The sequence below is a fragment of the Mesorhizobium sp. WSM4846 genome, from assembly GCF_055811415.1.
The window spans coordinates 201,236-220,821 of sequence record NZ_JBVVPZ010000002.1 but is presented as its reverse complement, the minus strand read 5'-3'; the positions used below and the strand labels follow the sequence as shown (position 1 = coordinate 220,821).

General features: G+C 62.9%; 16 protein-coding genes. 5 read left to right on the top strand and 11 right to left on the bottom strand.

Annotated elements, in window-relative coordinates; all coding sequences use genetic code 11:
• Window positions 1-2: 2 nt before the first annotated feature.
• Both groEL and AC0L15_RS03305 read left to right on the top strand, forming a co-directional pair.
• Window positions 3-1,634: a molecular chaperone GroEL gene (gene groEL / locus AC0L15_RS03310; RefSeq protein ID WP_287244795.1), complete on the top strand. Its 1,632-nt coding sequence runs from the start codon at window positions 3-5 to the stop codon at window positions 1,632-1,634.
• A 37-nt stretch (window positions 1,635-1,671) separates the two neighbouring features.
• On the top strand, window positions 1,672-2,715 hold the full coding sequence (locus AC0L15_RS03305) for an NAD(P)-dependent alcohol dehydrogenase (RefSeq protein ID WP_254020526.1): 1,044 nt from the start codon (window positions 1,672-1,674) through the stop codon (window positions 2,713-2,715).
• A 187-nt stretch (window positions 2,716-2,902) separates the two neighbouring features.
• On the opposite strand, the gene AC0L15_RS03300 is transcribed toward AC0L15_RS03305, so the two are convergent.
• The 3 genes from AC0L15_RS03300 to AC0L15_RS03290 form a co-directional block, all read right to left on the bottom strand.
• The gene (locus tag AC0L15_RS03300) at window positions 2,903-4,978 is read right to left on the bottom strand and encodes a sigma-54-dependent Fis family transcriptional regulator (RefSeq protein ID WP_287244794.1); all 2,076 of its coding nucleotides are present in this window, start codon (window positions 4,976-4,978) and stop codon (window positions 2,903-2,905) included.
• A 96-nt stretch (window positions 4,979-5,074) separates the two neighbouring features.
• Entirely contained in the window at window positions 5,075-5,548 is a 474-nt protein-coding gene (locus AC0L15_RS03295; RefSeq protein WP_287244793.1) for a hypothetical protein, read from the bottom strand.
• 267 nt (window positions 5,549-5,815) lie between these two features.
• The gene (locus tag AC0L15_RS03290; protein WP_287244790.1) at window positions 5,816-6,466 is read right to left on the bottom strand and encodes a GntR family transcriptional regulator; all 651 of its coding nucleotides are present in this window, start codon (window positions 6,464-6,466) and stop codon (window positions 5,816-5,818) included.
• 199 nt (window positions 6,467-6,665) lie between these two features.
• Here AC0L15_RS03290 and AC0L15_RS03285 point away from each other — a divergent pair, with 199 nt between their 5' ends.
• From AC0L15_RS03285 to AC0L15_RS03275, 3 genes are all read left to right on the top strand, one after another.
• Window positions 6,666-8,060: a malonyl-CoA decarboxylase gene (locus AC0L15_RS03285; RefSeq protein WP_473495893.1), complete on the top strand. Its 1,395-nt coding sequence runs from the start codon at window positions 6,666-6,668 to the stop codon at window positions 8,058-8,060.
• A gap of 22 nt (window positions 8,061-8,082) precedes the next feature.
• Complete coding sequence (locus AC0L15_RS03280; protein WP_473495892.1) at window positions 8,083-9,603, top strand: malonate--CoA ligase; 1,521 nt, start codon at window positions 8,083-8,085, stop codon at window positions 9,601-9,603.
• Window positions 9,604-9,814: 211 nt separating this feature from the next.
• Complete coding sequence (locus AC0L15_RS03275) at window positions 9,815-11,164, top strand: SLC13 family permease (RefSeq protein ID WP_287244784.1); 1,350 nt, start codon at window positions 9,815-9,817, stop codon at window positions 11,162-11,164.
• A 177-nt stretch (window positions 11,165-11,341) separates the two neighbouring features.
• On the opposite strand, the gene hutC is transcribed toward AC0L15_RS03275, so the two are convergent.
• The 8 genes from hutC to AC0L15_RS03235 all read right to left on the bottom strand — a co-directional run bounded on the left by hutC (window position 11,342) and on the right by AC0L15_RS03235 (window position 19,429).
• Entirely contained in the window at window positions 11,342-12,076 is a 735-nt protein-coding gene (gene hutC, locus AC0L15_RS03270) for a histidine utilization repressor (RefSeq protein WP_287244781.1), read from the bottom strand.
• Complete coding sequence (locus AC0L15_RS03265) at window positions 12,073-13,092, bottom strand: zinc-dependent alcohol dehydrogenase (protein ID WP_287244779.1); 1,020 nt, start codon at window positions 13,090-13,092, stop codon at window positions 12,073-12,075. Before AC0L15_RS03265 ends, hutC begins: the two co-directional genes overlap by 4 nt.
• 6 nt (window positions 13,093-13,098) lie before the next feature.
• Window positions 13,099-14,421: a histidinol dehydrogenase gene (hisD, locus tag AC0L15_RS03260; RefSeq protein WP_287244777.1), complete on the bottom strand. Its 1,323-nt coding sequence runs from the start codon at window positions 14,419-14,421 to the stop codon at window positions 13,099-13,101.
• Window positions 14,422-14,457: 36 nt separating this feature from the next.
• Window positions 14,458-15,258: an ABC transporter permease gene (locus AC0L15_RS03255; RefSeq protein ID WP_287244775.1), complete on the bottom strand. Its 801-nt coding sequence runs from the start codon at window positions 15,256-15,258 to the stop codon at window positions 14,458-14,460.
• Window positions 15,255-16,199, bottom strand: a complete 945-nt coding sequence (locus tag AC0L15_RS03250) for an ABC transporter permease (protein WP_027156433.1) — start codon at window positions 16,197-16,199, stop codon at window positions 15,255-15,257. The genes AC0L15_RS03255 and AC0L15_RS03250 overlap by 4 nt, the downstream gene beginning before the upstream one ends.
• A 66-nt stretch (window positions 16,200-16,265) precedes the next feature.
• Complete coding sequence (locus tag AC0L15_RS03245) at window positions 16,266-17,372, bottom strand: ABC transporter substrate-binding protein (RefSeq protein ID WP_287050054.1); 1,107 nt, start codon at window positions 17,370-17,372, stop codon at window positions 16,266-16,268.
• A 35-nt stretch (window positions 17,373-17,407) separates the two neighbouring features.
• Window positions 17,408-18,553 (bottom strand): ABC transporter ATP-binding protein, encoded by a 1,146-nt coding sequence (locus AC0L15_RS03240; RefSeq protein ID WP_287244772.1) that lies wholly within the window; start codon window positions 18,551-18,553, stop codon window positions 17,408-17,410.
• Between the two features lie 102 nt (window positions 18,554-18,655).
• Complete coding sequence (locus AC0L15_RS03235; RefSeq protein ID WP_473495891.1) at window positions 18,656-19,429, bottom strand: SDR family NAD(P)-dependent oxidoreductase; 774 nt, start codon at window positions 19,427-19,429, stop codon at window positions 18,656-18,658.
• Between the last annotated feature and the right edge of the window lie 157 nt (window positions 19,430-19,586).

The window sequence follows — 19,586 nt, the reverse complement described above, 5'->3', positions numbered from 1 at the left end:
TCATGCCCAAAATAATGCTTCACAACTCCGACGCCCGCCGCGCTCTCGCCCGTGGCGTCTTTCGGCTGGCCGCTGCCGTCGAGCCGACGCTCGGCCCCAAAGGCATGAACGCTATGATCGACCGGCCGATCGGCACGCCGATGGTGACCCGTGACGGCGTCAGCATCGCCTCCGAGATCGAATTGCACGACCGTTTCGAAAACATGGGCGCGCAGGTCGTGCGCGAAGTGTCGATGCAAACCAACGAGGTCGCCGGCGACGGCACCACGACTGCCATCGTGCTCGCCAACGCTCTCATCCAGGGCGGTGTGGAGGCGAATGAACGCGGCGTGAAATCCGTCGATCTGTGCAAGGGCATCGACCTTGCCGTGACAGCGGTGGTGGCGGCGCTCAAGGCTTCGGCCAAACCGGCTAAGGGCAACGGCATTCTCGCCTCGGTCGCCAACATTGCGGCGACCAATGCCAAGCTTGGCGCACTGGTGGCGGAAGCCCATCAGCGGGTGGGTGCCGAAGGCGTCATCGCCACGGACTTCAGCGTCACCACCGAGACCACGCTCGATGTGGTCGAGGGCATGTCCTTCGACCGCGGCTATCTCTCTCATCACATGGTGACTGACCAGGAGAAGATGGAGGCTGTTCTCGAACGGCCGTACATCCTGATGACCGATCTCAAGATCAAGCAGCCCGAGGCGCTGGATGCGGCTCGCCGCATTGCCGCCGAGGATGGTCGGCCGCTGCTGATCGTGTCCGAGGAAATGTCGCCGGAAGTCGTGGTAACGCTGCTCGGCAAGCAGGGACCTGGAAAATACCTCGTTGTCCATCCGCCGGAATATGGCCATTGGCGCAAGGCGATGATGGAGGATCTGGCGATCATCACCGGCGGTAAGGTGATCGCGCGCGACCTCGGCGGTCGGCTGGAGGACATCACCGCCGACGATCTCGGAACGGCTGACCGGGTGAAGACCAGTTCGTCCTACACCTCGATCATCCGCGGCGGCGGCGACCACGCGGCAATCGCGTCGCGTCGCGCTCAGGTGCAGCGGCAGTATGAAGCTTCGCCGCCGAATATCGATCAGGACAAGCTGCGCGAACGCCTAGCCAAGCTTTCTGGCGGCACCGCGATTCTCTATGCCGGCGGTGTCACGCCGGTCGAGCAAAAGCGAACCATTCAGCTCATCGAGGATTCGCTGAATGCGGTGCGCGCCGCATCCGAAGAGGGCGTGGTCGCCGGAGGTGGCTCGGCGCTTGCCCAGATCGCGCCGCTGCTCGACAAGGTGGCGGCAGACGTCGACGGCGATGTCGCCGAAGGCGTGCGGCTGGTGCGATCGGTGCTGTCGCGGCCGCTCTGGCGCATAGCCGTCAATGCCGGCGCTGATCCCGAAGCGGTCGTGGCGGAAGTCACGCGCATCAACGGCGGCTACGGCTACAACGCGTCTGCCGGCAGCTACCAGAACATGTTCGAGGCAGGGATCATTGATCCGGTCCGCGTCACCTACACAGCACTAGCCAACGCAGCTTCGGTGGCGACGCTGATCCTGACCACCGAAACGCTGATCGGCCATCTCGCCGAGGAGGAGGACCCGACGGCCGGACCGGCCCGCGGCGGCGGCTCTGAAAAGCTCGGCCGCGCCTAAGCAATCCGAACAATCTCGACGTTGAAAGGATACGACGATGAAAGCTGCCAGACTGTACGAATACGATCCGCATATGAACGTCCAGCTCAGGATCGAGGAGGTCAAGGCGCCGACGATCACTGCCCCCGACGAGGTGATCGTGCGGGTCGGTGCCGCCGGCCTCTGCCGCACCGACCTGCACATCATCGAGGGTGTGTGGAAGCCGACCATGGATCCCGAAGGCACGCTGCTGCCTTACATCATGGGCCATGAAAATGCAGGCTGGGTCGAGGAGGTTGGCAGCGGCGTCAGGTCGGTCAAGCGCGGTGACGCCGTAATCTGCCATCCCTTCCGCTCATGCGGCATCTGCCTCAACTGCCGGCATGGCGAGGACATGTACTGCGACAACGGCCAGTTTCCCGGTCTTGGCATGAATGGCGGTTTCGCCGAGTATTTCATTACCGGCGAGCGTTCGCTGATCAAGCTGAACGCCAATGTCACGCCGATCGAAGTGGCGCCGTTGGCCGACGCCGGCATCACTGCCTATCGCGCCGCCAAGCGGGCGGCCAAGCTGCTAAGACCAGGGAGCTATTGTGTGCTGCTCGGCATAGGCGGGCTCGGCCATATCGCGCTGCAATCGCTGCACGCGATCTCGGGTTGCCGCATCATCGCCGTCGATCGCGAACCGGCGGCGCGTGTGCTGGCCAAGGATCTCGGCGCCGATTTCGTCCTCGACGGCGGGCCGAATGTCGTCGAGGAGGTCAGCCAGATCACCGGCGGCGGCGCCCATGTGGTCATCGATTTCGTCGGCGAACTCGGCGTCGAGAACATCTGCTGGAAGATGGTGCGCAAGGGCGGGCAACTGTTCGTCGTCGGCTATGGCGGCAACATCAACGTGCCGACCGCGCATCTCGTCATCGAGGAGATCAACATCGGCGGCAGCCTGGTCGGCAATTTCACCGAGCTTGTCGAACTGATGGAGCTCAACGCCGACGGCAAGGTGAAGATGCACTACACCGAATACAACCTTGCCAGCATCAACACCGCGCTCGACGATTTCAAGAACCGTCGGTTCACCGGCCGCGGCGTCATCGTGCCCTGAAATGGATGGACCGGATTTCGCGCGGACGGGTGCGGTGTCCGGTCACATCTAGAGGGAGAGAAAGGCTCCAGGCGGCATCACCAAGATCGGCGCTGCTGTGGTAATTTCGCTGACCATTGGCATGACTTTCCCCAGCCAGTGGCGCGAATGCCGCGCGGCGCTTTTGTGCCGGTGACGGGTTCTGATCCTAGAGGAAACCGCGGCGGATGCCGTATTGGTCGAGTTTGCGATAGAGCGTCGGCCGGGAAATACCGAGCCGCCGCGCGACCCGACTGAGATTGCCGCCCTCGGCTGCCAATGCGTTCTTCATCGCCTGGCGTTCCGCCTCGACGAGTGTGCCTCCAGGCGACTCGGCCGACAGGGTCTTGCCATCATCGGACGTGGCGCTGGGCGCCGCGATTTCACCGGGGAGATCGTGGAGCCCGATATCTCGGCCCCGCGCCAGGACATGCAACCGCCCGATGAGGTTCTTCAGTTCGCGTACATTGCCTGGCCAATGATAGGCGAGCAGGGCATCACGCACTTCTTGCGAAAATTCCAGCGGGTCCTCGCCTGCTGCGGTGGCGATCTGCCGGTTGAAATGTTCGACCAGAAGCAGAACGTCCTCGCCGCGCTTGCGCAGCGGTGGGACTGTGATCGAGACCGCGCCAATTCGATAGTAGAGATCGCGGCGGAAGCGGCCTGCAGCAATTTCCTGCTTGAGATCGCGATTGGTTGAGGCGACCAGGCGTACATCCACCGGGCGACCCCGGCTGTCGCCAATGCGGTGGACCACGCGCTCTTCCAGGACACGCAGCAGAAATGGCTGGATCTCGAGTGGCAATTCGCCGATCTCGTCGAGACTGAGGACGCCGCCATTGGCGAGCTCGAAAACGCCCGGTTTGCCGTCGCGCGAGGCGCCGGTAAAGGCGCCGGCGACATGGCCGAACAATTCGCTGCCGAACAGGTCCCTGGTGATCGCTCCGCAATTCATCGCGATGAACGGATCGTTCGCCGTGCGCCGGCTGCCGGCATGGACAAGCCGCGCAAACAGCTCTTTCCCGACGCCTGTTTCGCCTTCGATCAACAGCGATGTCAGGCTGCCTGAGCGGGCGACGCGGCAGGCGACGTCGACAGCGGCCTGCAGCGCTTCACTTTCGCTGACGATCATGGCGACAGCATCCTGAAGATGCTTGTTCACTTCCCGGTGGACCACCGCCACGCTGGAGACTGCCGGCACGGAGGGGAACACCAGCGCCGCGCCGCGGAGGTCGCCGTCCAACTTCAGCGGCGTGATGTGGCAGGATCGCAGATGGGCCGGTAGTGCCCTGGCAAGGTCGGCCTCGGAGCCGGACGACGGAAGGTTCATCAGCCAGCGACCACGGCCAGGCTCCATCGGGCCGTCCACCATTTCGGTTTTCTCGCCGTCAGGCACGTTGTTGCAGAAGATCGCACGACCGCGGTGGTCGACGATTACCAGCCCGTCCTTTCGGCGGTAGCCGGGAGCCGATGAAATGAAAGCTTCGAGCAGGCGCGTGCGCTGTTCCTGCTGCTGTTCGGCCAATGCCTTTTCGATCTGCCGGGCTGTCGCGGCGACGAGCGCGGTGTTGTGCGGCCTGAAGATCGGCGAATAGCCTGACAGGTCGACCACACCGATGATCTTGCCGTCCAGCGGGTCGCGAATCGGCGCGCCGGCGCAGGTCCAGGATTTGATGCCGGCACAGAAATGCTCGGCCGCATGCACGAAAGTCGGCTCGCCGGTCCACAGCGCCGTACCGATGCCGTTCGTCCCGACGGCATCCTCGTTCCATTTGCCGCCGATGGCCAAGTGGATATCCATGCCGTCATGCAGCGTCTTCTTGTCGCCGATGGCGTCGATCAGCACGCCGTCACTGTCGGCCAGAACCAGCATCGCGCCGGTCCCGTCCAGTAACTGGCCAAGCGATGCGAACGACCGCCGCGCCGCCGAAAGCAGTTCTGCATTGGCCCGGGTAAGATATTCGATTTCGTCGCGATCACTGCTCAGCGGCGCTTCAATGCCTTGAGCGTTGATGCCGCCGGTGGCACTGCGATACCAGGAATCGTGAATGAGGGAGCGGACGTAGCTTGGGTGGACAGCATCGCCGGCGCATTTGGGCTCGTCAGCCAGGAAACTTTCCCAGGCGCGCATGGTGGCATGCTCGTCATAGTCGATGTTGCTCAGAGCCATTTGGCCGGTGGTCAGCGACCTACGCGCCGGAAGGGCATCGATCTTCATCTGATTGGGGTCTATCGCGCGTTTCATTCAGTCATCACAGAACCTTTGAGGCATGCCATTGCTGTATGCTGTCATGTTCGAATGCTATCGCGGATTGGAAGCGCACGTCCCAACGTCTGCCGCTCAGTCGATGCCGAGTTTCGCACCGATGTCGGCGGCGAGCTGCTCTTCGGTGTAGGTTGCGGCGAGGCGGGATCCGTCCAGGTCCGCAAGCGCCTCGGCGACAGTTTTGTCGACCGGCGAGAAGAAGCCATTCTGCTTCGTCGCCAGAACGAAGATCTGGTCTCCGCCGCGGTTGCGGATATCGCCGATGTGATGAAGTTGACGGCCGGTGTTCCGATCCTTCGAAATGACGCGGCCGTTCATGGTGACTTGGATGGACGGCTTGGCCTCAGCAACCGGTGCCGTGCCGCCGCCAACATGGATGATCAGACCTTCCGCCTTTGGTTGCTGTCGTGGCTTCCTGGAAGCTGAATAGCCGCCCCCGCTGATCTGGTCGGCAAGGCGGACGATGGTCGAGCGGTTCTGCTCGATCAGTCTTTTGACTTGTGCGTCCTCGCGCCGCGGGCCATCCCGCTTGGAGATAATCTCGACCATGAATCCTCCCAGATTCGCTCCGCGTCGCCGTTTCTAGGGCTCAATTCTTCTTCTGAGGTGAACCCTACACCGCCTCGGCGAAGTTCGCCATTCATATCAAGATAGCGCCAAAATCTGCTTTGCTGGTAGCAGGTGGCTGCTACACGGGATTTCCGATATCGGAATGCCCGCTTGCTCAGATGCACGCCCGCTGCCTTGCCGGCCTCGGCATGCGGCTTGGCTTCACTGAGGCGGCGGTGAAAGGCGAGAGGCTCGACTTGCGACGGACTATCTGCTCGCCATCGTCGCTACAAGATCGCTGAAACGCTCGCCCTGGATGCTGACATGCTGGCGCAGGAGCGTGCGCGCCTGCTCCGCGTCGCCGGCGAGGATTGCTTCCACGATCGCGCCATGCTCAGCGAACGACGTGGCAACGCGGTTGCGCACGCGCAGTTGGAGACGCCTGTAGGGCTGCAGACGGCGATGCAGTGCGACGCACTGCTCGGCCAGAAAACCGCTGTGGCTGGCAGTGTAGATAGCTTTGTGAAAGCGTTCGTTATCGTAATAGTAGGCGTCGCTGTCGCCGGCCGAAGACGAACGCTCGCAATCTGCATGCGCCGTCAGGATCGTTGTGCGATCGGCATCGGTGAACCGTCGCGCGGCCAACGAGCCGGCCAAGCCTTCAAGTTCCGCCATCACCTCGAACATTTCGAAAATGCGGTGCGGTCCCGGATCGATCACCACGGCACCCCGGCGCGGCCGGATCTCCACCAGCCCGATTGCGTTCAACTGCATCAGCGCCTCGCGCACCGGCGTTCTCGAGACGCCGAAGCGTGTTGCCAATTGCACCTCGTCCAGTCGTGCACCGGGGGCGAAGTCGTTCGAGATTATGCCGTTTTCAATCTCGTCACGTAGGCGCTGAACGACATTCTCCGACATCTTTTGGGCCTTCCAATGCAATATGATAAATCTTGTATGCAAGAACATTGACTTTGCGTACAAGAACGTTTAAGAACAATACCACAAAAGGCAAGTCGCACACAAATGGGTGGACGCATCCGAGCACCGGCACGCGTCGAGGCCGCGCGGCGGGTCTGCTTGCGCCGATTTCGATTTTTTTGCCAGGAGGGACTCCGACATGGCAGGCATCTCGTTCTTTAGCGATATGGTGCAAAGCATTACCGATCGCGGCCGCAGGCTGGTTGCGGCAGGGGCGCGCAGCGAACCGGTCCAAGCCGAGACGAATATCGAAACACTCTGCGACATGCTGTTGTCGAGCCGGGGCGAGGCCTCGGGCATGGCATTGGCCGCCGAGGTTCTTCAGCGCTGGGCTCAACTGGACGCGGCCGGTCAGCAAGACTTCGTGCGTATGCTGCACGAACAGTTCGGCCCAGACATCGCCAAGCTTGACAAAGCCATCGAGCGCTACCGCAGCGACAGGAGTTCGGACGCCGTCATCGAACTGCACCAGGCCGCCGAGCCGCGTCGCCAGGAACTGGTGCGCAGACTGAACCTGGCCCCTAAAGGCACAGTGAGGCTGGTGGAGATGCGCGAGCGTCTATTAGCCATGAAGGATGCGACGGAACCGTTTCGCGCCGTCGATGCCGACTTCGCCCACCTGTTCGGCTCATGGTTCAACCGCGGTTTTCTGACCCTGCGTCCGATCGACTGGTCGACGCCAGCCGACATCCTGGAGAAGATCATCAGATACGAGGCGGTGCATGAAATCGCCGGCTGGGAGGAGCTGCGGCGGAGGCTGGCTCCAGCCGACCGCAGGTGCTTTGCGTTCTTCCACCCGCGTCTCGCAGACGATCCGCTGATCTTCGTTGAGGTTGCGCTGACCAGGGCGATTCCCTCCGCCATCGCTGATGTGCTCGATGTAAACCGTTCGCCGATCACGGTCCAGGACGCCACCACCGCTGTCTTCTATTCGATCTCCAACTGCCAGGACGGACTGCGTGGCATCTCTTTCGGGAATTTTCTGATCAAGCAGGTGGTGGAGGATTTGCGCCGCGACCTGCCTGGCTTGAAGACCTTCGTGACGCTGTCGCCGGTTCCGGGTTTCGCTGGCTGGCTGGCAAGACTGCGCAAGGCGGCCGATGCGAGCCTCGATGATCAGGCCCTCAAGACGCTCGAGCTGCTGGACGACCCGAACTGGGCGGACAATCCGCAGAAGGCACGGCTCGTTGAAGCGGTGCTTCTCCCGCTCGCCGCACGCTATTTCATTAGGGAACGGGCCACCGGCAGACGGCCGGTCGATCCTGTGGCGCGTTTTCATTTGGGCAACGGCGCTCGCCTTGAACGGCTGAACTTCCTCGCCGATCGCTCCGCCAAGGCGATGCGGCAGTCCCACGGCTTGATGGTCAACTACTTTTACAAGTTGGACGACATCGAGGCGAACCACGAAGCCTTGGCGCAGCATGGCGAGATCGCTGCTTCGCCGGAGGTGAGAAAACTGGCGGCAACCGCTTCGACCGACACCGATATCGCGGCCCCGGTTCGTCGACGCCGCACCGAAATGCAGAAAACCTAATAAGCAGATTGGGAGGAGTTCAATGAGCAATCATCTGTTCGACGCCATCCGAGCATCCGCCAAGTCAGGCGAGTCGATTTTCATCGAGACCATTGATGGTCAGCGTTGGACCTATGGAGATGCGCTGCGGCTCTCCGGACAGATCGCCAGCGCAATTGATGTGCTCGGCGTTCGCCCGGGCGACCGCGTCGCGGTCCAGGTGGACAAGAGTCCCCAGGCTCTGATGCTCTATTTCGCATGCGTGCGCTGCGGGGCGATCTATCTGCCGCTGAATACCGCCTATACGCTGGCTGAACTCGACTATTTTATCGGTGACGCCGAACCGCGGCTTGTCATCGTCTCCTCGAAGTCGCGAACTGATGTCGAGACGATCGCGCACGGCTACGGCGCGATTGTTGAAACGCTTGATGCGGACGGCGCCGGGTCGCTCATGGAGTTGGCCCGGGACGAGTCTGACGATTTTCTCGACGCGGCGCGCGCGCCTGACGATCTCGCCGCGATCCTGTACACATCTGGAACCACCGGCCGTTCCAAGGGCGCAATGCTGACGCACGACAACCTTTTGTCCAATGCAACAGCACTGCGCGAATGCTGGCAGGTGACGGCAACCGACCGGCTGATCCACGCGCTGCCGATTTTTCACACGCATGGGCTCTTCGTGGCGACCAATGTCACGCTCATCGCCGGCGCCTCGATGTTTCTGCTGCCAAAGTTCGATCCGGAAGAAATCCTTTCTCTGATGCCACGGGCGACGCTGATGATGGGCGTGCCGACCTTCTATGTCCGGTTGCTTCAGCATGAGGGCCTGAACCGGGAGAGGGTCGCCAATATCAGGCTGTTCATCTCCGGCTCGGCGCCGCTGCTCGCTGAAACCCACGCCGCATTCAAGCAGCGCACCGGTCACGCCATTCTCGAACGCTACGGCATGACCGAAACCAACATGAACACCTCAAATCCCGATGACGGCGAGCGAAGGGCAGGGACAGTAGGTTTCCCACTCCCGGGCGTGTCGGTGAGGGTCACCGATCCGGCCACCGGCGAGACGCTCGGACCAGGCAAAACCGGCATGATCGAGATCAAGGGCCCGAACGTTTTCCGGGGTTATTGGCGGATGCCTGAAAAGACGGCGGCGGAGTTCACCAAGGACGGCTATTTCATCAGCGGCGACCTCGGCAAGATCGATGAGGCGGGCTATCTCCACATCGTAGGCCGCGACAAGGATCTGGTGATCTCCGGCGGCTACAACATCTACCCGAAGGAAGTCGAGGGTGAGATCGATCAACTCGACGGCGTCGCCGAGAGCGCGGTCATCGGCATTGCACATCCGGATTTCGGCGAGGGGGTGACGGCCATCGTGGTGCTCAAGCCCGGTGCCACAATGGACGAAAAGGCGGTGCTCAACGCGCTGCGTGACCGCCTTGCGCGTTACAAGCAGCCGAAACGGGTGATCTTCGCCGAGGACCTCCCGCGCAACACCATGGGAAAGGTGCAGAAGAACCTTCTGCGCGACCGGTTCAGCAACCTTTACATGCCCGCCTCCTAGAGCATGATGCCGAAAAGTGTGCGACATCATGCTCTATCTCTTTGATTTAGAGCCGGATTCAGATTTCAGGTCGACTTGACCTGAAATCATCCGGCTCTAGGAGGCGCTGACGACCCTGCGTTGGGGCTTGGGAGCGAGACCAAAGCAGGCTGATCTACCACCGATGGAAATGAGAACGGGCGCCTGAAGGCGTTTCCCGAGGGAGGAAGCTATGAACATCCAGATTCTGTCGATCGCGCTGCTGGTCGGCATGTTCGTGATCGCCACCATGCAGCCGATCAATATGGGCGCACTCGCCTTCGCATGCGCCTTTCTGGTCGGCTCGCTCGTCATGGCTATGAAGCCGGCGGAAATATTTGCTGGCTTCCCGAGCGACCTCTTCCTGACACTGGTAGGCATTACCTACCTGTTCGCCATCGCCCAGATCAACGGTACTATCGATTGGCTGGTCGAGGGCGCGGTCAAACTGGTGCGCGGACATGTGGCCTGGATTCCCTGGGTCATGTTCCTGGTCGCGGCCGTCATCACCGGCTTCGGTGCGCTCGGACCTGCGGCGGTCGCCATCCTGGCTCCGGTGGCGCTGGGTTTTGCGTTCCAGTACCGCATCAATCCGGTCATGATGGGATTGATGGTTATTCACGGTGCACAGGCGGGCGGCTTTTCGCCGATCAGCGTCTATGGCGGCATCACCAACCAGATCGTCGAAAAGGCGGGGTTGCCGTTCGCGCCGACATCACTGTTTCTCTCCAGCTTCTTCTTTAACCTGGCCATCGCCGTCCTCGTATTCTTCGTCTTCGGCGGCTCGAAGGTGCTGCGTAAGTATTCGATCGCCTCGGGACCGCTGCCTGACCTCCACCCCGAGGGCGTGACGCAGTCAATCGTCGGCCACGGCGGCACGCTGGCTACTCCGATCAGCCATCACGTCTTTGAGGAGCAGACGAAAAATGTATCGGCGCTTTCCGGCCTGACTACGGAAAGGTTGACGACATTGATCGGCCTGACCGCGCTCGCGGTCGGCGCGCTTGTCTTTAAGTTCAATGTTGGCCTGGTTGCGATTACTGTCGCGGTCGCGCTGGCGCTGCTCTCGCCGAAGACCCAAAAGGCGGCGATCGACAAGGTCAGCTGGTCGACGGTGCTCCTGATCGCCGGCATCATCACCTATGTCGGCCTCATGGAGAAGATCGGCACGATCGACTACGTCGCCCAAGGCATTTCGAGCCTGGGCATGCCGCTGCTGGTCGCACTCCTCCTCTGCTTCACCGGCGCCATCGTATCGGCATTCGCCTCGTCCACGGCATTGCTGGGAGCCATCATTCCGCTGGCCGTGCCCTTCCTTCTACAGGGACAGATCAGTGCCATAGGCGTGGTCGCCGCGATCGCGATCTCCACCACCATCGTCGACACCAGTCCGTTTTCGACCAACGGCGCGCTGGTCGTCGCCAATGCCCAGGAAGCAGAGCGCGAAGGCGTGCTGAAGACCTTGCTGATCTACAGCGCGCTCATCGCCATCATCGGCCCTGTCATCGCCTGGCTGGTTTTCGTGGTCCCCGGGTTGGTTTGAACGGTCGGCCAATCAGTCTGGCCGCTCCGGTGCAACTTGACCGGCGGCCAGGCTTGACCCGAACCTGATCTGGTCGGCGTCAACAAGAAAACGGCGGCGCAGGTAGACCTGATTCCCTATCAAGGCAGCCGATTGGGCCGATCGCGCCGCCCGCCCTGCTTGGCGGGCCGTCGCTGCTCATGCGGCGGGTGAGGGCGCGTAGCGGCTGCCCAGCGAATAGCGGCTGCCGACATAGGTAAGCTTGTTGACGGTGGCGACGGCCGCGCCCGACCACGTCCGCCGATGCAGGAGCAGGCAGGGGTCGCCTGGTCGGATCATCAAATGGCGGGCCGCCATCTCTTCTGCGGCGACGGCCGAGATCACATGCTCCACTTCCGTCAGCGGCGTCGTCCGCTGCAAATAGTCGTAGGTGGTGGTCGCCACGAAATCTTGCCGATGGTAGTCCGGTGCGAGCGCCGGATTGACAAAGCGTTCCTCAAGCTGGACGGGCACATCGTCCTCGAAATGCACAATGATTGAATGGGCGACCGGTCTGCGGCGCGTGAACTCGAAGGCGACGACGAGGTCCAGCGCCGGATTGCGGATCTTCTCGAGGACGACGACCTCGGCCCTGTGGCGTGCGCCGCGCGCGGCGATCTCGCCGGCAATGTTCCTGATTTCGATGAGGGCCGATTGCGGTTTTGGCGGCGCCACAAAGGTGCCTACGCCCTGGATACGCAGGAGGTGGCCTTCCGAGGTCAGTTCCCTCAGCGCCCGGTGCACCGTCATCCTCGAGACGCCGAGCGTGCTGACCAGCTCGTTTTCGGAAGGCAGCCTGCGGTCCTTTGGCCAGTTGCCGCTGCCGATATTGCCAAGCACGTAGTCCTTGACCTTTTCGTAGAGCGGCCCGGCGGTTTCGGTAAGCCTGATCATCCTCTCTCCATTCGGACGATGGTCTTCAACCCGCCGCTCGCGCCGACGATCAGGCGCTGGTAGGCGGCGGGAATCTCACCGATCGCGATCTCGTCGGACACGAAGCGCGACAGCGCGGGCGCGAGATCGGCAAGCATCGCGACGGCCGGCGCAAGCTCGTCGGCGAAGGCGTGGCAGCCGACAAGCGCGATTTCGCGCTCGACCAGCAAGTTGGGGTCGAGGTCGAGGCGGCCATGCGAAATGCCGACCAGCGCCAGCGTGCCGCCGCCGGCCAAAACATCGAGCAACCGCGCCATCACCGCCACGCTGCCCGTCGCGTCGATGGCATGGCGCAGATTGGGGGCATGGCGCAGATTGGGATCGCAGGGCAGGGCGTCCAGGTCGATGACGGTCGCGCCGCTCACCTTGGCGACAAGATCAGCACGCGCCGCATTGCGGTCGGCGACGAGGAGCTGTCTCTCGCCCGGCCGCGACAGGAGCAGCGCAGCCAATCCGCCGATCGGGCCGCAACCAGCGACAAGCACCGGCGCTGCGGCCGGCGCCGCCAGCCGCCGCACCGCGTGCAGGGCGACCGCCAGCGGCTCCGCCATGGCGGCGATCGCGGGATCGAGCGTGGGGTCGTGGCGCACAAGAAGCCGCGCCGGCAGCTGCGTCTCTTCCGCGAAGCCGCCGTCGCAGATCTCGCCTACAAAGCCCAGTCTGGCACAGACATTATGCCGGCCGGCCAGGCAGGCAGGACACTCGCCGCACCAGAAGCGCGAATCGGCCACGACCCGGTCTCCGAGCGCAAACTGGGACACGCCGGCCCCGACGGCAGTCACTTCGCCGGCGAACTCATGCCCGGCGACGCTCGGCGCGGGGCTGATCCACTGGCCGGTGCGGAAGTTGTGGAGGTCGGAGCCGCAGATACCGGCGGCCGTCACCTTGAGCCGCACCCATCCAGGCGCTGGTTCGCCGGGAGATGGCACGTCCTCAACCCGCAAATCACCCGCCGCATGGAGTCTGGCTGCCTTCATCGTCCGCTACCGCGCCAGATATCGGTCGCGCACGTCGGAGACGGCGTGTTCATGCGAGGAGAAGCCTTCATAGCGGGCAAGTGTGCGGGCATGGCGCGCGAATTCCGGATAGGCCGCGGCCGTCACGTAGCCGATTGAAGAGCGCTTGACGAAATCCGTGACCGAGAGCGGTCCACAGGTACGCGCCCAGCGACTGGTCGGCAGCACGGCGTTGGGGCCCAGCCCGAAATTGCCGATCGAGACCGGCGTGTGCGGCCCCATCAGGATCTCGGCAGCTTCAGTGATGTGGCCAAGATGCGCGAACGGGTCGGTGGAGAGGATCTCCAGATGCTCCGGTGCGTAGTCGTTGATGAAGCGGTAGCTCTCCTCGATCGAGGCCGTCAGCACCATGCCGCCACAGGCGCCGGTCAGCACCGCGGTGGAGAACGCTACCCGTTGCTCGCTCATGCGCGCCCAGTGCTCCGGCAGCGCCGCCAGTGCCTCCTCCGCCACGCGGCGGCTGTGGGTCACCAGATAGGCCGACGAGTCCGGTCCATGCTCCGCCTCGATGAGGAGGTCGAGCGCGGCCAGTCCGCCATGCACGCTGTCGTCGGCGAGGATGATCGCTTCGGACGGACCGGCGGGAAGGCCGGGATCGATGACGCCGGCAAGCAGCCGCTTGGCTGCAACCACCCAGGGGCTGCCTGGACCGACGATCTTGAGCGCGGCCTTGATCGTCTCTGTGCCGTAGGCGACCGCGGCGACCGCCTGCGCACCGCCGCATTTGTAGACCGTTTCGACGCCGGCGAGGCGCGCCGCAACCAGCGTAGCTGCGTCCACCGAACCATCGGGCGCCGGCGGCGTGACGATGGCAAGCTCCGGGACGCCCGCCACCACTGCGGGCACTGCGGTCATCATTGTCACCGAAGGGAACGCCCCTTTGCCGCGCGGGACATAGTGCGCCACCGAGCGGATCGGCGTGAAGCGGTCGCCGGCAAAGGCGCCGGGCCGCATTTCCTTGAGCCACATCGCTTCCGGTTTCTGCTCTTCGTGGAAATGCCGGATGTTGTCGATGCCGAAGCGAATGGCGGCGATCACGTCCTCGTCGACCATGCCGAAGGCGGCGTCGAACTCGGCGGGGCTGACCTTGAGTCGCGTGGCATCGAGATCTGCCTTGTCAAAGTCGCGGGCGAAGCGAACGAGCGCGGCGTCGCCTTCTGTTCGGACCGCCTCGATGATCGGTGCGGCCTTCTCCATAAAGCCAGAGAGATCGGTCTCTGAGCGCCGCATCAATGCCGCACGACTGGCGGCGTCGAGTTGGCTCAGATCGTGGAATGATACGTTTGGCATAGGATTTCCTTTTGCGGCCCGACGAGCCGGCTTTCCTCATTTCGATTTCAGGAAGATGTCGAGCCCGACCAGCCTGTCGAGCAGGAAAACGGCGACGGCCGAGCAGGCGATGAAGACCACGGAGATCGCGGCGAGATCCGGCGTGATGATCGAGCGGATGGAGTTGTAGATCAGCACCGGCAGCGTCACGATGCGGGCATCGACGAGGAGCAGGCTGACCAGGAACTCGTTGAGCGCCAGGATGAACATCAGCAGCGAGCCGGTGATCACCCCCGGCATGACCGCCGGCAAGGTTACGGAGAAGAACACCTGGAGCGGCGGCGCGCCGCAATTGGCGGCGGCCAGTTCAAGATCCGGGTCAAGCCCGGTGGCGCTCGCCGTGACCGCCCAGATCATGAAGGGCAGGTTGATGACGCAGCAGGCGATCCCGACCGGCCAGAGCTGGCCGAGGATGCCGGCGTTGCCGAAGATCAGCATGAGGCCGATGCCGGATCCGATCAGCGGGATGGTGAATGGCAGCAGCAGATAGATCTGGATCGTCTTCTCAAAACGCACCGTATATTTCGCCAGCGCGATGCCCGCCAGCGTGCCCACTGGGATGGCAACGATCGTACAGACCATCGCCACCTGGAGCGTGCGCAGGAAAGCATTGCGCAGGTCGGAGGCCTGCGAAATACGCGCGTACCACCGCAGCGACAGTCCATCCGGCGGAAAAATGATGATGTTGCCGCCGGTAAAGGAAGCGCCGAGCACAACGATCGTCGGCGCCGAAAGGGTCACCAGGGCGATCGTCACCAGGGTCCACAAGACAAGCGATTTGCTGCGCGAGCCGCTCACGCCCGTGACCTCCCCATGGCGAGCGTTCCGGCTCCAAACAGCGCGAACACCAAGCCGACAAGGATCGACCCGAGCGCGACCAGCATAAGCGCCAGCATCGCGCCGAGACCCTGGTCGGAGGTGCGGAAGAACTGGTCGTAGATGGCGTTGGCGATGAAGTCCTGCGAGCCGCCGCCAAGGATCGCGGGGACTGCGAAGTCGGTGAGCGAAAGCGTCAGCACCACCACGCCGGCGCCGACAAAGCCTGGACGAGCGAGTGGCAGCACGACGTGGATGAACGTGCGAACCCAGTTCGCGCCGAGCGATCCAGCGGCTGCCTCCAACTCTTCGGGAATGGCGGTGAGTGCCGGCGCCAGCATCAGCACGGCAAAGGGCAGCATGTACTGGACGAGGCCGAACAGCACGGCGGGATAGTTATAGATGAGCCGCATCGGGGCGACCCCGACGAGGCCGAGCGCCTCGTTCACCATGCCCTGGTTGCCGAGGATGATCAGCCAGCCATAGGCACGCACCACCTGGCCGATGAAGAACGGCAGGAATAGCGCGATCAGCAGGAATTTGCGCAATCCTGGCGAACGCGTGCGCACCATCAGATAGGCGTAGGGAAACGCGAAGACGAGCGTCACCGCGGTGACGATCAGGGCGGCAACGAGGCTGCGCTGCGCAACAACCAGGAACAGTGGCTCGGTCAGCGCGCGGCGGAAATTGGCGATGGAATAGTCGTCGGAGAACTGGAAGGTGGTGGTGTCGAGCGTGCGCAGGCTGGCATCCGCGATCTGGATGAGACCAAGCACGAGCAGCCCGACAAGCAGCACCGCCGGAAGCAGCATCAGATAGGGCGTAGCGCGCCTGAACCGCGCCGGCCAGATAGCGGCGGCAACGCCTTCCAACGCATCCATGATGCGCCATGTCAGGGGATAGGCTGTCCTGGCTGCCCGCATGAAGAATCCGTATCCGACGTGGTGAAGGAACCGGTGCCGCACGAGCGCAGCACCGGCCGACCGGCGTCAGCCCTGCATGATCGCCTTGAACTTGGAAAACCACTCGCTCTCGTTCTCGACCTGGATCTTCGACGAGATGCGGATAAGGCGCTGGAAATCCGCTTCGGTGGTCGGATAGGACGGATCGCCCACCAGATCCTTGGGCGGCGTGAGGCCCGGCACCACGCCCGGCAAGCCAAGCCCGTCCAGCCAGACCTGCTGGGCTTCCTTGGTCAAGGCGTGATTGATGTACTGCTTGGCCCAATACAGTTCGTTTTCGGGCAGGCCCTTGGGGATCCACAAACCGTCCGTGTCGAATTTTGCACCCTCTTCCGGCACCACCCATTCGATTTTGACCCCGTTCTTGCGCGCCTCCCGGGCGTTGGTCGAGATGGTGCAGGCAGCGTCGATCTCGCCGTTCTGGAACCAGGTGGTGAAGTCGGGATCCTCGCCGAGCAGCGGCTGCTGTGCCTTCATCTTGGTGATGAAATCCCAAGCCGGCTGCATGTTGCCCGGTATGTCCTCCAGCTTGCCACCACCGGCGACCTGGGCGGGGAAATGGAAGCCGATGCCATCATTGTAGAAGGCAAGCCGACCCTTGAACTTCGGGTCGAGCAGATCTTTCCAGGACTTGGGCGGTCCATCCGGGAATGCCGCAGGCCGATAGGCAAGCACATAGACATAACCGTAGGTATTGACGATCGGGAAACCTTCTAGGCCGGCCGGCTTGGCAAGGTCCGTCACATTGGCCAGGTTCGGCAGGTCGGAGAGGTCTTCCGTCACGCCGCGCAGTGCCGATTTCGTGGCATTGGTGGTGGTGTCCCAGTTGATATGGATCGGCGGGACGCGTTTCTGCGCCACGGCCGCCCAGACCTTGGGCTGAATCTCGTTGTCTTCGGTCAGGTCGTGACGGACAGCAATCCCCGTCATCTTGGTGAAGCTGTCGGACACCCCGGCCTTCAGGCTATCCACCCAGCTGCCGCCCCAGGCGCGCACGATGATCTCCGCCGGCTTTTCCGGTTCCTGCGCATAGGCGCCGCGCAGGCCGAGCGCTGAGGCGCCGCCGAGCGCAGCGGTGGCCTGAAGGAAGGTTCTGCGGGAAACATGGGATATCTTCGGCTTGAAGCGCTTCATCTGCATTCTCCTCTGGGTTTGACTGGTTTCCGGTTCTATCGAAAAACAAGCATGTCCCTGGCATTCCACCCCAGGAACACGCTTTCGCCTATGTCGAACTGCGTGTGCGCGGCGGGATCATGGTCGAAAACCCGAATGACCTCGTCGCCAATTGCGGCGCAGGCTACCTCGTAGACCATGCGCTCGCCTTCGAAGATGGTGTCGGTCACAGTCCCGGCCAGCATGCAATCAAGCTTCGACAGCTGCGCAGCATCGCCCGCGAGACGGATCTGTTCGGCGCGGATCGCTCCCGATGCCTTGTCGCCCTCGGCAGGCGGATTGACCGGATCGCCGACCTTTCCGGCAAGCATCAAATCACCCCGAACGATGGAAACATCGCCCATTTCCGATACGGCCCGTACCGTGCCGGCAATGAAGTTGGTGACGCCGATGAAATTGGCGACGAAGGCGTTGCGGGGCTGGCGGTAGGTGTGGATCGGCCGTGCCTTCTGCTGGATCTCGCCCTGATCCATGACGACGATATCGTCGGAAACCACCAGCGCCTCGCGCTGGTCGTGGGTGACATTGATCGTGGTGACGCCGAGCTCACGCTGGATGCGGCGGAATTCGAGCTGCATTTCCTCGCGCAGCTTGCGGTCGAGCGCAGCCAGCGGCTCGTCGAGAAGCAGCAGGTCGGGCTCAAACACCAGCGCGCGCGCAATCGCGACGCGCTGCTGCTGCCCGCCGGACAATTCGTGAATGCGCCTGCCGCCGTAGCCCCCCAGCCGGACCAGCGCGAGATATCGCTCGACGCGGTCGGGAATGGTGCGTGCGTCGCGCCGACGCATCTTCAGCGGGAAGGCGACATTCTCGGCCGCCGTCATATGAGGAAACAAAGCAAGCCTCTGAAAGACCATGCCGATCGACCGCTTGTGCGGTGGCACCGCGCTCACCGCTTCACCGTTGATGAAGATCTCGCCGCTGCTCGGGGTCTGGAACCCGGCGATCATGCGCAGGAGGGTTGTCTTGCCGGACCCAGACGGCCCGAGAATGGTGAGAAACCGGCCCTTCGGCAGATCGAAGGACGCATTCTTGACGGCTTGAACCCCATCGAAGTCCATCCCGACGTTGCGGACCGTGACGGCGACTTCCCCGTCGCCTTCCGCCACGTGCGAAGCTGCGGCCCGAAAACGCTCCTGCATTGTGGTTCCCCTTTTGTCGCCGGTCGCATGCAAGAACGCCCAGCGTGTCAGGTGGTATATACAACCATATACAAGCTCGGTCTACACGATCCTCTCAGTCGCTCAGATGGATGCGAGATAGCCGCCGTCGACCGGGAGGCAATGCCCGGTGACATAGGCGGATGCCCCGCTCGCCAAAAACACGACAGCGCCGGCCAGATCCTGCATCGTGCCGAAGCGCCGCTGTGGGATCTTGGCCAGCATCGCCGTCTGCCAGTCTGGATCCTGGTAAAAGGCGTCCGTCATCGCCGTATGGAAATACCCCGGAGCGATGGCGTTGACGCGGATGCCGAGCGATGCCCATTCCGCGGCGAGTGCGCGGGTCATGCCTAGAAGCCCGGACTTGGACGACCCGTAGGGTACCGCGGTCGGAATGCCGACATAGGAGGTCAGCGAGCAAAGATTGATGATCGCGCCACCGCTGTTGTCGTCACCCATCCGCCGCGCCGCAGCCTGCGCGCAGAAGAAGGCGCCCTTCAGATTGGTCGATACGATGCGGTCCCATACCGCCTCGTCCACGTCGAGCGAGGGCTGGACTTTTTCGTAGCCGGCGTTGTTGACCAGAATGTCGAGCCCACCAAAGGCATCCGCCACCTCGTCGACCACCACGCGGATGCGATCGGTGTCGAGCACGTCGAGGGACCGGCAAAGCGACCTTCGCCCATGTGCGCTAATTCGGTCCGCCGTTTCACGAAGGGAATTTTCGTCGCGGGCGGTCACCGCCACATCGGCGCCGGCCGCCGAGAGCGCCTCCGCCATGGCCTGGCCGATGCCGCGGCTGGCGCCCGTCACCAGCGCCTTTTTTCCCGTCAGGTCGAACAGGCGAGCGGCGTCCATGCGGTTTCCTGCATTCCCGAAAAAAAACCATGCGGTCGGATTGGAAACGAACACCAGTTGCGGCCGGTTGTCTATACATCTTGCGCTATTGCGGGGGTGCCACCAAACGGCGCGGCGCCGGTTTGCGGCGATCGCTTGAACGACGGCATCCCGGATG